The organism is Pseudoalteromonas sp. P1-25 (assembly GCF_001401805.1).
GTDB lineage: Bacteria > Pseudomonadota > Gammaproteobacteria > Enterobacterales > Alteromonadaceae > Pseudoalteromonas.
Genome location: NZ_LKDW01000029.1, coordinates 16,074 through 30,288, shown reverse-complemented (window position 1 = coordinate 30,288; position 14,215 = coordinate 16,074). Strand labels below are relative to the sequence as shown.

The following is a 14,215-nucleotide window of genomic DNA, read 5'->3' as shown; positions in this document are numbered from 1 at the left end:
CCGCCCTATGCCTTTGTTTTTCTAAAAAAGAGCAAGCTTAGAAAAAATACGCTACCCATAGCTGCTGTAATCACCCCTACAGGGAGCTCTTGGTTTTTAAGTAATGAGCGCGAAAGCACATCGACCCACACCATAAACGTGCCACCCACTAAGCTTGTGATGAGTAAGCCAGCAGTACTGCCTTGAGATATAAAAAAGCGCACTATGTGCGGCACCATTAAACCTACAAAACCAATACCGCCACATAAGGCCACCAGCACGGCCGTTATTATGGAGCTCAATACCAGCATAAAAATTCTAAACCGGTGCACACGCACCCCAAGCGTTATGGCGCTTTCATCGCCAAGAAGCAGCGCATTTAACTGTCTTTTAAAGCTCAGCATAAAGCCAATACACACCACTATAACCATACATGGCAACCATAACGTGGCCCATTGTGCGCGGGCAAAGCTACCTAACGTCCAAAATAAAATACCAGCCACTGCTTGCGGGTCGCTCCAATACAACAATAAACTGGTAAATGCGCTAAATAAAAACGACAGCGCCACACCTGCTAACAACATAGACTCTACGTGCGTATTTTTTTGCCGCCCAGCAATAAGTATCAATAAGCCCATAGCTAAAAAGCTCCCTAATAAGGCAGCAGTCGATAACATAAACCCAGCACTTATACCTGTCACAGCCATAAGCAGTACAACCCCAAACGACGCACCTGACGATATACCAAATAAGTATGGATCGGCGAGCGGGTTACGAGTAACCGTTTGCAAAATAAGCCCAGCAATAGCCAAACCTGCGCCCGCCATAAAGGCAAGTAAAGTACGGGGCAACCTAAGCTCATAAATAATACGTGCGTTAAGCGAGCCCTCCCCTGCCGATAAAACTCCGGTGAACACATCACTTAACGGTGTATCTGCTGCGCCAAAGCTCAGTGCACTAAAAAGGCTGCCCAGTGCAATTAATGAGGCAGCTATAAAAATAGTCCACGGGTTTATGTTTGTTATATCCATTTAATTAATAGCCATAAAAGTAAGTAATATGAGGAATAGTTTGGCCATTTTCTGTGCGCTGCGGGTGGCTGGTTACGTGCGCACATACCCCAAAAACATCTGCTAGCATCTCTTCACTAAGTACCTGCTCAGGCGAGCCTGTATGTGTTATTTTCCCTTTATTAATAACCACCAGTTCATCGCACATAGCAGCTGCTAAATTTAAATCATGAAATGAGGCAAACACAGTGACCCCTAGCGATTTTGCTAATTCCATCACTTGTATTTGGTATTTAACATCCAAATGGCTGGTTGGCTCATCCATAATGAGTAATTGCGGTTGTTGCACTATGGCGCGGGCAATTAATGCTCGTTGCTTTTCGCCCCCCGAAAGTGATTCAAAATTTTGCTTACACTGCTGCTCAAGCCCTACGGTTTTTATTGCCTGTGTAATTTTTTGTTTGTCGCTGTGGGTGGTGGCGCTAAATAGTGGTTTATGAGGCGTAAGCCCAAGGGCAACCACATCAAATAACGTTAGGTTAAATTGAGCAGGCGTTTCTTGCAGAACGACAGCAACATATTTTGCGTAATCTTCACTTTTAAGCTGCCAAATATCCTGCTGATTAAAAGTAATTTTGCCTGTGGTGGGTTTATTAAAGCGATACAAACAGCGCAGTAAGCTCGACTTACCCGCCCCATTTGGGCCTATTAAGCCAATAAATTTACCCTTTGTTATAGGCAAATTAATAGTGTTTAAAATGGCGTGATTATCAACTTCCCACGACACATTTTGAATGTCTAATAAAGGCGTGTTTGGCGCTAATGTAGTTTGCAAAGTGAGTCCTTTAAAAACGCGCACTCACTAAGACACCACTAAAAAAATAGTGCACTAATAAAATGAGTTTACCCGCTCGTTAAAATATTTTATTCATTTGTATCTGACTTAAAGCACGGTGCTCATTACAGTTACGGGAATAGTTGAGGAATTTCACCCCATTCCAAATGAGCGTCTATTATGGGCGGGTAAGTAAATAATTTAAAGCAAAAAAACCGCGCTCAAAGGAGCGCGGTTAAAAAGGGAGCGTTTTAACTAATTTAGCGAATAGTTAAAACTTGTATTCCATACCTAAGCCAACGTAATCTTGGTCAACATTGTTGTCCATATCAAAGCTTGAGTAAAAACCAAATACTTTAATGTTTTTATTAAACTTATGATCAACACCTACAGAAACTGCCGTTTTGTCATCACTATCATCAAAGTCCATTGCTTGGTACTGCACTTTAAACGTGTTTTTACCCATGCTGTAGGCTGCGTTTAATAAGTAGCCATCCGCTTCTGCGCTACCGTCTACTTTTTCTTGAGTTTGGTACATAGCGCCTAATTTAAAGCTCTCTACTTTACCTTGGATTGACGCACGCACTACATCGTAGCCATTTACTTCGCTATCGGCTGCAACCGAGGCGTAAACCGCACTCTTTTTAAGTGCAGCGTCACCGTAGGTAACCGCCATTGAATAACCGTTATCTGCATCTACGTCATCTTCGGCAATAAATGTAGCAAGTACTTTAAAACCTTCGTAGCTTTTAGATGTATAAGTGATTGAATCACCCAAGCGGTTTTCACCTTTAAAGACGTTTTTAATATCGCCTTCAAGATCATTAAATAAATCTAATTTGCCTTGTGATTGCTTAAGTGCCGTATCGTTACGACCCACAACAACTTGACCATAAGCACCTTTTAAACCTACGTATTGGTTGCGTGCAGAAATATTGTCGTCGTTATCACCTTTAGAGTCAGCGTCAGATACATCAACTTGAAACTCAAACTTATAAACCGCTTCTAATCCATCTGTGATCTTTTCAGATCCCTTTAGGCCAAAGCGAGATGCATTACTTTTAATTTCAGTGAAAGACCCTTCACCGTCATCAGATGATTGCACAGTAACATTCGCTTTACCGTAAACATCAACATCTGCAAACGCACTAAAAGATAAACCACTTACTAGAGCAATACATAAGCTCGATTTTACAAAATTCATGTTATTTCCTCGATAATCACAAAACTAATTTTTTAAAACAGCTGCAGTTTGTCATCGTTAAATGACAGATATATTACAAAGGAAACATTTTTGTCTTTTTATTTTAATAAAAGTGTCTAAATCCTGAAAACAAACTGACATGAATATTTAATAAACAAAATTGTACCCACTCAATCTCACTAAAAATAATAGTCGGTATTTAGTGTTCATCAATAGGCTGATGAGCATTTATTTTAGGTAATAAGTTAATCAAGGTTTCTATTAACTCTTTTTGTTCGTTGTCTCTGTGGTAGGCCACAAAAATATCACGCGAGGTATGTTCAACATCTTTTACATGGAACAGCTCACCCTTTTCTAAATGAGATTCAACAAGCACCTCGGGTATAAACGCACTGCCACCACACTGAATAATTAAATCAAGCGCGATACGCCCCGTACTGGTTCTAAAATAAGGAGGCGTTTTACCCGTAAATTGACGCGCATGCCACAGCGAAAAAGTAGTGCCCCAATCAACATATACATATTGGTTATCAAAAAAGTTTTCGTTAGTTGCTGTGTCATAGCCACTGACAGGAATAATTGGTAGCTCGCAAATTCGCTCAACCACAAGCTCATCCACTTTAGGTGGGTCAAATAAAATGGCTAAATCAAGCGTCCGCTCTAATAATAACCGTGTGCTTTCTTGCTGGGCTTTAACCTCTGCAACTAGCGACACCCCAGGCATAGCCGACACTATATTAGTAATGCCAAATTGTAAAAAGGCATCCCATATATTGGGTGTCCCTGCTAAGCTTATTTGCTTATGCATGTTATCGGCCAATGCCACATCCACTTTGGCACGCTGCATGCCGGTGATGATCATTTTAGCATGCGGAAGCAATCTCTCTCCTGGCGCCGTTAATTGAATATTGTTCCGCTGACGAATAAACAAGTTTACACCCAGCCCCTGCTCTAATTGACGAATGCGGAAGCTGACTGCCGATTGAGTGATGTATAGGTTTTCAGCCGCTTTACCAAAATGACGCGTGCGCACAACCTCTACAAATGTTTTTAATAAATCTATATCCAATTTTTTATCCTCACGATAAAAATAACTTGTTTAATAAATTGTCAAACTTGCATCATACTCCAGCAATAAACAGGGTATGAGGATACAGTTATGAGCAACGATATTTCACTACTTCGCCAAGCGTTTGTTAGCCAGCGTCAATTTTATGATGATCAAAACTTTCCTCGCGGGTTTAGCCGCAGCGGAAACTTTACCTTATTAGAAGCCAGTATATTAGAGCAACATGGCGTAATACTAAAAGGGCTTTATAATAAAACGTTAGCGCCACAAAATACCTTACAAGCGCAATTTGTTGATGTAGTTTGTGGCAATAAAGAACCTACAAACCCAATCGAAAAAGCCTGGGTTAAATATTTAAAACTAACAACTAGTAAAACCAAGTTTCATACACTTTTTGGTCGCTCAAAAATGTCAGGGTCAATGCCAATAAGCCAAGACGATTATGGCGAGTCAGATAGCGTATAACCCTCTAAGTTATTTGCTTTTTTGCGTTTTAGCAGTTACAACTTGTATAAGCAAACACTTTTGCAAAATATCAAACAAGGTTGTTACGTGACGCGAAAAATACTTATAATTGAAGATACGCCTACTATAGCGCGTGTGCAAAAGCATATCGCGCTCAAAGTGGGTTATGAAGTTGATATAGCCGAGTCTTTGGCGGCAACAAAAGAGCTAATAAAAAACAATAGCTACTTTTGTGCTGTTGTAGATTTTATCCTTCCTGATGCGCCTGCGGGTGAGGCGATTCCGTATACTATTAATGCTGACATTCCTACCATCGTAATGACAGGCAACATAGATAAGCAAACTCGCGACACAGTAGAAAAGTACCCAATCATTGATTACATAATCAAAGAAAACAAACAAGCTTACCAATACCTAGAAAAACAACTGAGCCGTTTACCCCGTAACGAAAACGTAAAAGTGCTGGTTGTCGACGACTCAACGTCTACCCGTAGATACATTTGCAGCTTACTAAAGCGCCATAAGTATCAAATACTCGAAGCAAAGGACGGAAAAGACGCGCTAGAGGTGCTCGAAAGCCAAAAAGACGTGTCTGTTATTATTACCGATAACGAAATGCCAAACATGAATGGTGATGAGTTATGCGCTGAAATTCGCCGACTTTACAGTAATGATGAAAAAGCCATTATCGGCATTTCTGGGGCTGACTCATCAGCATTATCGAGCCTATTTTTAAAAAATGGTGCTAATGACTACCTCCATAAACCCTTTAACAGCGAAGAGTTTTACTGCCGCCTAAGTCAAAACGTCGACATGCTTGAGCAAATAGCCACAATTAAACGCCAGGCAAATACAGACTACTTAACAAAGCTACCTAATCGCCGCTACTTTTTTGAAGAGTCGAGCAAGTCACTCAAGTATTTAAAAAAATCGAATCAAGATGGCGCACTCGCTATGCTTGATATAGACCATTTTAAATCGATTAACGATACATACGGCCACGATGCCGGAGATGAAGTGCTCAAAGGGTTGGCAGTGTGTTTTAAAAAGTACTTTGAAAAGCAGTTAGTTGCTCGTTTAGGTGGGGAAGAATTTGCCGTTTACTTTACTGATGCAACCACAGCACAAGCACTAAAACGCTTAGAAGGCTTTAGGCAGTTTATAGAGCTAAATAGCCAAGAGTTTAGCCAAGAAAAAATTAAATTTACAATTTCTATTGGTTTTGCAAGCGGCCCAATTTACCAGATAGATGAACTGTTAAAACAGGCCGATTTAAAGCTATATGATGCAAAAGAAACCGGCCGTAATAAAGTAATAAGCTAAACCTTAACGCTGCTTTATAGCTACTTACTTAAACTATTATTGCGCATTGGGATTAGACTTCAGCGGCGGTTACCGCCGCTTTTTTACGCTTACGTGATTGATGATAAGAATCCCACGTAAATATAGCTAAAGCACTCCAAATACACGCAAACGTGATCACTCGCTCGGCATCAAACACTTCATCGTAAAACACCACAGCAAGCATAAACATTAAACTGGGTCCTATGTACTGAAAAAAGCCCAAAGTTGTGTACTGCAAACGCTTAGCTGCGCCGGTAAAACACAACAGCGGCAAGGTCGTAATAATACCAGCACTAATTAACAGCGCATTGGTCAGCCAATCGTTAACGGCTAAATCAGAGGTAGGCGTTGGGGCCATCACCCACCAGTAAATTAATGCAACAGGCAATAAAATTAGCGCTTCAAGTAAAATGCCCGGCAGCGCTTCAACCGGTAACTTTTTACGCAGTAAGCCATAAATAGCAAAAGACGTGGCAAGCGAAAACGCCACCACCGGAAACGAGCCAAAACTGACCAACTGCAGTACCACACCAGCAAAGGCTAAAAACACTGCAACCCCTTGCAACTTACGCAGTCGCTCGCCCAAAAATAGCATGCCCAACAGCACATTCAGTAATGGGTTTATATAATAGCCTAAACTGGCATCGAGCATATGGTTATTATTGACCGCCCAAATAAACAACCCCCAATTAAAGCCTAATATAGAGGATGTAAGCACTAACATTAAAACAATTTTGGGCTGGACAATGATACGTTTAACCCTATCCCAGTATTTGAGCACACTGACCACAAGTATTAAAAAAACCACAGACCAGAGAACACGGTGAGTTAAAATTTCAAAGGCAGAAACATGTTGTATTTGTTTGAAATAAATAGGCGCTAAGCCCCACATTAAAAAAGCTAAACAGGCAAAAATCCCGCCTTTACGCTGCTCGTTTGCAATCGACATACATACTACTTATCCGTATTAAAAGGCCGACAGTTTATACCAATTCGCGCTATTAAGTGACTTATTTTGAGGCGAGTAAACCTAAACCCAAGACAGTTTATTTTAACATCATTATCCGACTAAATACGTACCTGTACCAAAAGCGATTTGTATTGCCTTTTCGTTGTGCAGCTCCATTCTGCATACACATACTTTATTTCCAGAGCGTATCAAAGTGGCACTGGCTGTAAATACCTCCCCTTTGCCAGGGCGTAAATAATCTGTACGTAAATCTATAGTGCCTAAGGTAGCCAGCTTTTGCTGTACGCTTGGAATATCTAAGTCGGTTAATTTATCGATAACACTGGCTGCTGCAAGCATGCCGCCCACATTATCAAGCACCGCCGATATAATACCGCCGTGAAGAATTTTTTGCGCAGGATTACCTATAAATACATCTTGCCACGGGAACGTAATTTTAGCTTGCTCAGGGCTGAGTGACTCTACCGAGATATTTAAAAACTGGTTAAATGGCATGCCATTTACAAACAGTGCGCCCACTTGTTCAATTAACATTTCTTTATTCATTGTTATTCTCTATGTTTAAATTAAGACTGGTACGATGAGTTAAGCATACCTGAAGCAAAACCACGAGGCACTAATTAAATCATTTACCGCTAAGCTAAAGACATCCTATAAAAAAAACACTAAAATAGCCGCGATGAATACTCTAACCCCTACTCCTAGCACATTGGTCCGCAAGCCCGACACCGTTCTTAAACAAGTGTTTGGCTACAGCGAGTTTCGTGATGGCCAAAAAGCGGTTATCGATGCGGCTATTAATGGCCAAGACTCTTTGGTACTGCTGCCTACAGGCGGTGGTAAATCAGTGTGTTACCAAGTACCAGCGTTAGTGCTAGAAGGGGTTACTGTGGTCATTTCGCCGCTTATTTCACTCATGCAAGACCAAGTAACGCAACTGCAAGCGTTAGGTGTTAAAGCCGCTTACATTAATAATAGCCTTGCTCGCGAAGAGCAACAATTAGTGTACCAACAATTGCACCAAGGGCTAATAAAATTACTGTATGTTGCCCCTGAAAAAGTGCTTCAGCATGAATTTACCGAACGGCTCAGCCACTTAAATATAAGCCTATTTGCCATAGACGAAGCACATTGTGTATCGCATTGGGGGCATGACTTTAGACCGCACTACTTTAGATTAAACGAGCTTAAACAGCGTTTTCCCTATGTCCCTATGATGGCCCTGACCGCCACGGCCGATAAAGCAACCCGCTTTGATATCGTTGAGCAATTAAAATTACAACAGCCCTATATACATACCGGCAGCTTCGATAGGCCTAATATTCGTTACACCATCGAAGAAAAATTTAAACCGATGGCGCAACTACTGCGCTATTTAAAAGAGCAAAAAAATCAAAGTGGTATTATTTACTGCACTAGCCGTAAACGCGTTGATGACATTGCCGAAAAGCTCGCTGATGCAGGGCTAAATGCCGCCGCCTATCATGCTGGTATGAGTAACGAGCAACGCCAATTCGTGCAAACCGGATTTGCCCGCGATGACATTCAAATTGTGGTTGCAACCGTTGCTTTTGGTATGGGCATAAATAAACCAAATGTGCGTTTTGTACTGCATTACGATATTCCAAAAAGTATTGAAGCCTACTATCAAGAAACCGGCCGCGCTGGGCGTGATGGCTTAGCCGCAGAAGCCATTATGTATTTTGATCCCGCCGATATTGGCCGCGTTAGGCGCTTTTTTGAAGACATAGACGATGAACAACGCCGCCGCGTAGAAGAGCAGCGTTTTAATGCCATGGCCAGTTTTGCCGAGGCGCAGACATGTCGTCGCCAAATACTTTTAAACTACTTTAGCGAGTATAAACGCGAGCAATGTGGTAACTGCGACATTTGCATAAACCCACCAAAAAGCTTTGATGGCACGTTAGTAGCGCAACAAGCGCTTTCGTGTGTGTACCGAGCTGGGCAGCGTTTTGGCTTAGGCTATATTGTAGAACTATTACGCGGGGCTAATACCAGCCGCATTCGCGATAATAACCACCACGAACTCAGCACCTATGGGATAGGCAAAGACAAAAGCAGTGAGTTTTGGCTTAGTATATTACGCCAACTTATACACCAAGGCCTGTTAAGCCAAGATATTACCCAAGGTGCTTCACTGCGCTTAACCGAAGCTGCACGCGCAGTACTTAAAAGCGAATATGCCCTACAGCTTGCCGAGCCGCGCTTACAAGCTAAACACGTATACCAAGATAAACTGGCGCAGTTTAATTACGACAAAAAACTATTTGCCCGCTTACGCGCGCTACGCAAAGAACTTGCTGATGCAGACGATGTACCGCCGTACGTTGTATTTAACGATAAAACCTTAGCCGAAATGGCGCAATTAATGCCCACCAACGACAGCGAGTTTTTAAAGGTGTCGGGCGTTGGCTTTACCAAACTCAATAAATATGGCGGCGAATTTTTAACGGCCATTCGTAACTACCTTGCTAATAATTAAGTAAATCATGACCAAAATTGAATACAATCACGCCCATAAATGCATTGTTATCAGCCCCGTAGAGGCACCTCATGATGAAGACTTTGAGCTGTGGAGCACGCTGTTTTTACACGCTGATGAGATAACCATTATTGATTACGCACAAGGGGCTGATCGTCATCAATTACGTTTTAGCTATCAACAGCAAACCTTTAATTTAAATTTTGAACACTACAGCGAAAGTATTTGGATTAATGGCGAAGGCCATGAAGCCGAGCACTTATTAGCAGCCCTGGCCTTTTACTTAAGCTAAAACGCATCCCTATGCTCTAAACAAGCAGCGTTGAGGTTAATTAACAAAGGTGCGTAACGATAACAATTAATTAGTTTCAAAATCCATACCTTTTACTTACATTGTAATAACAATGATGTAAGCTGATATTACGACTCATATTGGCAGTAGTATTGAAGAGGTTCAATGGTGAATAAAAAATGGATTGCACACTGTTGTATAAGCTTAGCTCTCGTAAGCTTTAGTGCGCCTAAGGCCTTTGCACAACAACCAAGCAATAAAACTAGCAGCTGCCCCACAGTGCAATCGCACTCAAATAAAAGCAATAATTTACGCCGCGAAGTTGAAGATACAACCACGCTCGTTAATAGCCGCAGCGATGCTCAAATAGCGTCAATTACCCTTAAACAACTCAATGTGTTTAATACCGAACGGGAAGAGGAAAATAACGCGCTTTTTCGTTTTGCTAACCGTGCGCATATCCAAACAGAGCCAGATGTAATTAGTAATATTTTGTTATTTAAACAAGGCGATAATTACAATGCCAGAAAACTCGCTGAGTCAGAGCGTTTATTACGCCAACAAAACTATTTATACGATGCGCAAATAAGCGCGATTGAAAACTGCGACGGCAACGTAGATGTAACCGTAGTAACTCGCGATTTATGGACCTTACTACCCGAAATAAGCTTTAGCCGCAGCGGTGGCGAAAATAAATCGAGCATAGGTTTTCGCGAGTCGAACTTACTAGGTTGGGGTAAGCGTTTATCGTTTTCACGCACCACCGACAGCGATCGCAATGGTTATTTATTTGTTTATGACGATCCTAATATATTATCAAGCCGGTATCGCGGGCGCTTAGAATATGCCGATAACAGCGATGGTAAACGCCACTTATTAGAGTTAACTTACCCGTTTTATGCCATAGATACGCCCTATAGCTATGGTATTAAAAGCTTTTCTGAACAAAGAGAAGAGGCGCTGTATCGCCGGGGTGACGAATACAGCGAGTTTGATCAAACAACCAATTTTTTTAGCGCTTTTTTAGGTCACTCTAAAGCATTATCTGATAGCTGGACGCAGCGATTGACACTTGGCTATGTAAACCAAGAAGACAGCTTTGCAGAAATAGAAACAACCTTTGCTCCCTTAGCCAAAGATAGGCAGCTAAGTTACCCCTATGTTAGCGGTCATTGGTTTGAAGACAGTTATATAAAAGTACGTAATTTTGACAGTATTTCGCGAACAGAAGATTTAAATTTAGGCTGGAACATTAAAGCGCTTTTAGGTTACTCCGATGAGTCTCTTAGTAATGATGACAGCAGAGCCGTGTATTCGTTAAAAGCTAAAAAAGCGCACTTTACTACCGACAGAACGCTGTGGCGTTTTAGTGCACAAGTGGATGGTTATTGGAATAAAGAGCAAAAACAGCTTGAAAACTTTTTGGCCACCAGCGAAGTGCAGTACTACTTAAATACCAGCGAAAACCAATCCTGGTTTGTTAAAGCCCGCGCCCAGTACGCTAAAAACCTAACTGCCGATAAGCAGCTAACACTTGGCGGCGAAACAGGCCTTCGTGGCTATCCCATGGATTACCAGCACGGCGACCGAAGCTTTTTAGTCAGCCTAGAAAAACGCTATTACTGGGAGTACGATTTACTGCAGTTATTTAAAGTAGGTGCAGCGGGCTTTGTTGATGTTGGCCGCGCTTGGTTTAACGATGAAGATAACGGCGAGAACGATCATGTTTTAAAAAATGTTGGGGTGGGTTTGCGCTTAGCGCCAAGCAGAGCAAACTCTGGCACCATGATCCACCTTGATATTGCCGCTCCACTAGATGGCTACGATGATGTTGATTCGGTGCAATGGCTTGTGAGTGTAAAAAACACTTTTTAAATAGCGGGTAATAAACGAAAGCGTTACACTCGCGTTTTAAATTTTCCTAAAAACAGTACGGGATCTCACTTTGGAATTGTTTACGCTTTTAGAGCTAATGGGTACACAATATAAATTAATTGTTACCCTTATTGCCGTTTTACTTTTTCCACTGTTATTAAAAGCAACAAAAAAACTGCTCGAAAAAGCCATTAAAGGAAAAGTAGATGTTCATCGTAAATTTAGGGCTGAGCTTTTATTAAAAATCATTTTAGCGTTTGTTGTACTGTGTTTAGTGCTGATATTTTGGGGCATTGAGCTGCGCGGGTTATTAGTACTTGGCTCATCATTATTTGCAATGCTTGGAGTCGCTTTATTTGCCGCTTGGTCGCTGCTTAGTAACCTTACCGCTTTTTTACTCATGTTTATCCAAAACGGTTTTCATGTAGGTAATTGGGTACGTATTGTTGATGGCGCAAACCACATAGAAGGACGCATAGTCGAATTAGGTTTAATGAACGTACTCCTTGAACATGTAGATGGGCATAGAGTTGTTTATCCTAATAACCTGTTTGTTACCCGCCCTGTAATGGTGTTAAATAAGGAGCCAAAGCCTACTAAAGCGCCGGTAATAAAACGCATAATTGGCTCTAAAAAAACATAGTTTAAAAAGTCATGTTCACAAAAAAGCCGCAGTAGATAAATTACCTACTGCGGCTTTTTACTAGCTAACACAATGCTAATTATTTAGCTCCGCTGTTTTAAGCTCTTCATCTAAATCATTTATTTCGTCAATAAAATGCTCTAACTGCTGCTCTACTAGGCTATTTGCATTTGCAAAATAAGCAAGGTGAAACACCGCATCCCCCTCGTTTACCAGTGGCATAGTTTGCTGACCTATTACAATACCGCCTTTAGGCGCTAAAAGCTCAAGCTCAGCATCACCTAATGGGCTACTTATATATGCCAGCACTTGGCCTTTTTCTACGTGTTCACCCAGCGATACCTGCGCGCGTACAATGCCATCTACCTCAGCGCGTATCCAACTTGTAGAACCGGCAATAATAGGATCGGGCAGTTTTTTAGGGCGCTTGCCACGGACCATTTTTAAATGCCGCATCACATAGTCCACACCCTGTACTCCAGCTGCAATGGCTATAGGGTCAAAGCGTAAGGCCTCACCCGCTTCGTAAGTAATAACCGGTATACCTAAATTAGCGGCTTCACTTCGTAATGAGCCATTACGAAGTGAAGCATTTATAACCGCGGGTGTGCCGAATGCTTTAGCCATCTCAGCGGTTGCTTCATCATCTAAGTTAGCGCGTATTTGCGGTAAGTTAGTACGATGGATAGCGCCGGTATGTAAATCAATAATGTGGGTACAATGTACCGCCACCTGATTAAAAAACATATGCGCCATACGCCCCGCCAGCGATCCTCGTTCAGAGCCCGGAAAGCTGCGGTTCATATCGCGTCTATCGGGTAAATAACGCGACTTATGAATAAAGCCAAACACATTAACAATTGGCACGGCAATTATGGTTCCGCGTAATTGGCTTACATCTATTTTAGATAGCAGCTGGCGCACAACTTCTACACCATTTAGCTCATCACCATGAATAGCTGCACATATCATTAAAACAGGGCCTTCCATCACACCATTAACCACCTCAATAGGAATATTAAGTGGTGAATGGGTGTAAAGTTTAGCGGCCTCCAACGCGAGAGTTTTGCGCTCGCCCACCCCAATACTTTCCTCTAATAAAGTAAAAGGGCGATTAATTTTAACCTTTGCCACGGGTTGCGGTTCCTTTAATAGCAGCGTTTTTTTCGATAAATTCGATGACCATACCAGCAATATCTTTACCTGTTGCTACTTCAATCCCTTCAAGCCCTGGAGAAGAATTCACTTCCATAACCAGTGGCCCACGTGATGAGCGAAGTAAATCAACACCCGCTACATTTAAGCCCATTGCTTTTGCTGCAGCAACAGCTGTTTTACGCTCTTCTGGGGTAATGCGTACTAATGTTGCGCTACCACCACGGTGAAGGTTTGAGCGAAACTCGCCTTCTTGCGCTTGGCGCTTCATGGCCGCTATTACTTTATCCCCTAATACAAAACACCGAATGTCGGCACCGCCAGCTTCCTTAATGTATTCTTGAACCATAATATTGGCTTTTAAGCCCATAAACGCTTCAATCACACTTTCAGCTGCTTTACGCGTTTCGGCCAGTACAACACCAATGCCTTGTGTGCCTTCAAGTAGCTTAATAACCACAGGTGTCCCCCCTACCATTTCTAGTAGGTCTTTTACATCATCTGGCTTACTGGCAAAACCTGTTACCGGCATGCCTACACCTTTACGTGATAACAGCTGAAGTGAGCGTAATTTGTCGCGCGAACGAGAAATAGCCACTGATTCATTAACCGGGTAAACCCCCATCATTTCAAACTGTCGCAACACTGAGCAGCCATAAAACGTTACCGATGCCCCAATACGTGGAACAATGGCGTCAAAATCTTTTAAGTTTTCACCACGATAGTGAATTTCTGGCTGCTGTGAGTTTATGTTCATATAACAACGTAGCGCATCAATTACTTTTACTTCATGCCCGCGGGCTTCTGCCGCTTCTATTAGGCGTCGCGTTGAATACAAACTACTGCTGCGAGATAAAATACCAATTTTCAT

At 42.0% G+C, this 14,215-nt stretch carries 14 protein-coding genes and 1 riboswitch; of the genes, 6 read left to right on the top strand and 8 right to left on the bottom strand.

What is annotated here, in order from left to right; all coding sequences use genetic code 11:
• Positions 1 to 5 precede the first annotated feature (5 nt).
• The 4 genes from AN393_RS15730 to AN393_RS15715 all read right to left on the bottom strand — a co-directional run bounded on the left by AN393_RS15730 (position 6) and on the right by AN393_RS15715 (position 4,097).
• Complete coding sequence (locus tag AN393_RS15730) at positions 6 to 1,010, bottom strand: iron ABC transporter permease (RefSeq protein ID WP_055018579.1); 1,005 nt, start codon at positions 1,008 to 1,010, stop codon at positions 6 to 8.
• A gap of 4 nt (positions 1,011 to 1,014) precedes the next feature.
• Positions 1,015 to 1,824 carry an ABC transporter ATP-binding protein gene (locus tag AN393_RS15725; protein WP_055016333.1) on the bottom strand — a complete coding sequence of 270 codons (810 nt, stop codon included), beginning with the start codon at positions 1,822 to 1,824 and terminating at the stop codon, positions 1,015 to 1,017.
• 78 nt (positions 1,825 to 1,902) lie between these two features.
• A riboswitch (cobalamin riboswitch) is annotated at positions 1,903 to 2,039 on the bottom strand.
• 56 nt (positions 2,040 to 2,095) lie between these two features.
• Positions 2,096 to 3,028, bottom strand: coding sequence for a porin (locus AN393_RS15720; protein ID WP_055016332.1), 933 nt, complete (start codon positions 3,026 to 3,028; stop codon positions 2,096 to 2,098).
• A 199-nt stretch (positions 3,029 to 3,227) separates the two neighbouring features.
• The gene (locus AN393_RS15715; RefSeq protein WP_055016331.1) at positions 3,228 to 4,097 is read right to left on the bottom strand and encodes a LysR family transcriptional regulator; all 870 of its coding nucleotides are present in this window, start codon (positions 4,095 to 4,097) and stop codon (positions 3,228 to 3,230) included.
• A gap of 90 nt (positions 4,098 to 4,187) precedes the next feature.
• On the opposite strand from AN393_RS15715, the gene AN393_RS15710 reads away from it, so the two are divergent.
• Together AN393_RS15710 and AN393_RS15705 are read left to right on the top strand one after the other, a co-directional pair.
• On the top strand, positions 4,188 to 4,562 hold the full coding sequence (locus AN393_RS15710) for a DUF413 domain-containing protein (protein ID WP_055018578.1): 375 nt from the start codon (positions 4,188 to 4,190) through the stop codon (positions 4,560 to 4,562).
• 87 nt (positions 4,563 to 4,649) lie between these two features.
• Positions 4,650 to 5,885 (top strand): response regulator, encoded by a 1,236-nt coding sequence (locus tag AN393_RS15705; protein WP_055016351.1) that lies wholly within the window; start codon positions 4,650 to 4,652, stop codon positions 5,883 to 5,885.
• A 52-nt stretch (positions 5,886 to 5,937) separates the two neighbouring features.
• On the opposite strand, the gene rarD is transcribed toward AN393_RS15705, so the two are convergent.
• Together rarD and AN393_RS15695 are read right to left on the bottom strand one after the other, a co-directional pair.
• Positions 5,938 to 6,855: an EamA family transporter RarD gene (gene rarD / locus AN393_RS15700; protein WP_055018577.1), complete on the bottom strand. Its 918-nt coding sequence runs from the start codon at positions 6,853 to 6,855 to the stop codon at positions 5,938 to 5,940.
• Positions 6,856 to 6,966: 111 nt separating this feature from the next.
• Positions 6,967 to 7,422: a thioesterase family protein gene (locus tag AN393_RS15695; protein WP_171042098.1), complete on the bottom strand. Its 456-nt coding sequence runs from the start codon at positions 7,420 to 7,422 to the stop codon at positions 6,967 to 6,969.
• Between the two features lie 133 nt (positions 7,423 to 7,555).
• On the opposite strand from AN393_RS15695, the gene recQ reads away from it, so the two are divergent.
• The 4 genes from recQ to AN393_RS15675 all read left to right on the top strand — a co-directional run bounded on the left by recQ (position 7,556) and on the right by AN393_RS15675 (position 12,189).
• Entirely contained in the window at positions 7,556 to 9,379 is a 1,824-nt protein-coding gene (gene recQ, locus AN393_RS15690) for a DNA helicase RecQ (RefSeq protein ID WP_055016328.1), read from the top strand.
• 7 nt (positions 9,380 to 9,386) lie between these two features.
• The gene (locus AN393_RS15685) at positions 9,387 to 9,671 is read left to right on the top strand and encodes a DUF3630 family protein (protein ID WP_055018576.1); all 285 of its coding nucleotides are present in this window, start codon (positions 9,387 to 9,389) and stop codon (positions 9,669 to 9,671) included.
• Positions 9,672 to 9,836: 165 nt separating this feature from the next.
• Entirely contained in the window at positions 9,837 to 11,546 is a 1,710-nt protein-coding gene (locus AN393_RS15680; RefSeq protein WP_055016326.1) for a POTRA domain-containing protein, read from the top strand.
• Between the two features lie 70 nt (positions 11,547 to 11,616).
• Positions 11,617 to 12,189: a mechanosensitive ion channel domain-containing protein gene (locus AN393_RS15675; protein ID WP_055016325.1), complete on the top strand. Its 573-nt coding sequence runs from the start codon at positions 11,617 to 11,619 to the stop codon at positions 12,187 to 12,189.
• A gap of 75 nt (positions 12,190 to 12,264) precedes the next feature.
• Here the strand turns inward: AN393_RS15675 and AN393_RS15670 are convergent, their stop codons facing one another.
• On the bottom strand, positions 12,265 to 13,323 hold the full coding sequence (locus AN393_RS15670; RefSeq protein WP_055016324.1) for a succinylglutamate desuccinylase/aspartoacylase family protein: 1,059 nt from the start codon (positions 13,321 to 13,323) through the stop codon (positions 12,265 to 12,267).
• Positions 13,310 to 14,215, bottom strand: a complete 906-nt coding sequence (gene rimK, locus AN393_RS15665; RefSeq protein ID WP_055016323.1) for a 30S ribosomal protein S6--L-glutamate ligase — start codon at positions 14,213 to 14,215, stop codon at positions 13,310 to 13,312. The genes AN393_RS15670 and rimK overlap by 14 nt, the downstream gene beginning before the upstream one ends.

Coding starts and splice junctions, on each gene's coding strand:
- AN393_RS15730 (WP_055018579.1), bottom strand. CDS start 1,010: ATGGATATAACAAACATAAACCCGTGGACTATTTTTATAGCTGCCTCA.
- rimK (WP_055016323.1), bottom strand. CDS start 14,215: ATGAAAATTGGTATTTTATCTCGCAGCAGTAGTTTGTATTCAACGCGA.
- AN393_RS15680 (WP_055016326.1), top strand. CDS start 9,837: ATGGTGAATAAAAAATGGATTGCACACTGTTGTATAAGCTTAGCTCTC.
- AN393_RS15685 (WP_055018576.1), top strand. CDS start 9,387: ATGACCAAAATTGAATACAATCACGCCCATAAATGCATTGTTATCAGC.
- AN393_RS15695 (WP_171042098.1), bottom strand. CDS start 7,422: ATGAATAAAGAAATGTTAATTGAACAAGTGGGCGCACTGTTTGTAAAT.
- rarD (WP_055018577.1), bottom strand. CDS start 6,855: ATGTCGATTGCAAACGAGCAGCGTAAAGGCGGGATTTTTGCCTGTTTA.
- AN393_RS15720 (WP_055016332.1), bottom strand. CDS start 3,028: ATGAATTTTGTAAAATCGAGCTTATGTATTGCTCTAGTAAGTGGTTTA.
- recQ (WP_055016328.1), top strand. CDS start 7,556: ATGAATACTCTAACCCCTACTCCTAGCACATTGGTCCGCAAGCCCGAC.
- AN393_RS15710 (WP_055018578.1), top strand. CDS start 4,188: ATGAGCAACGATATTTCACTACTTCGCCAAGCGTTTGTTAGCCAGCGT.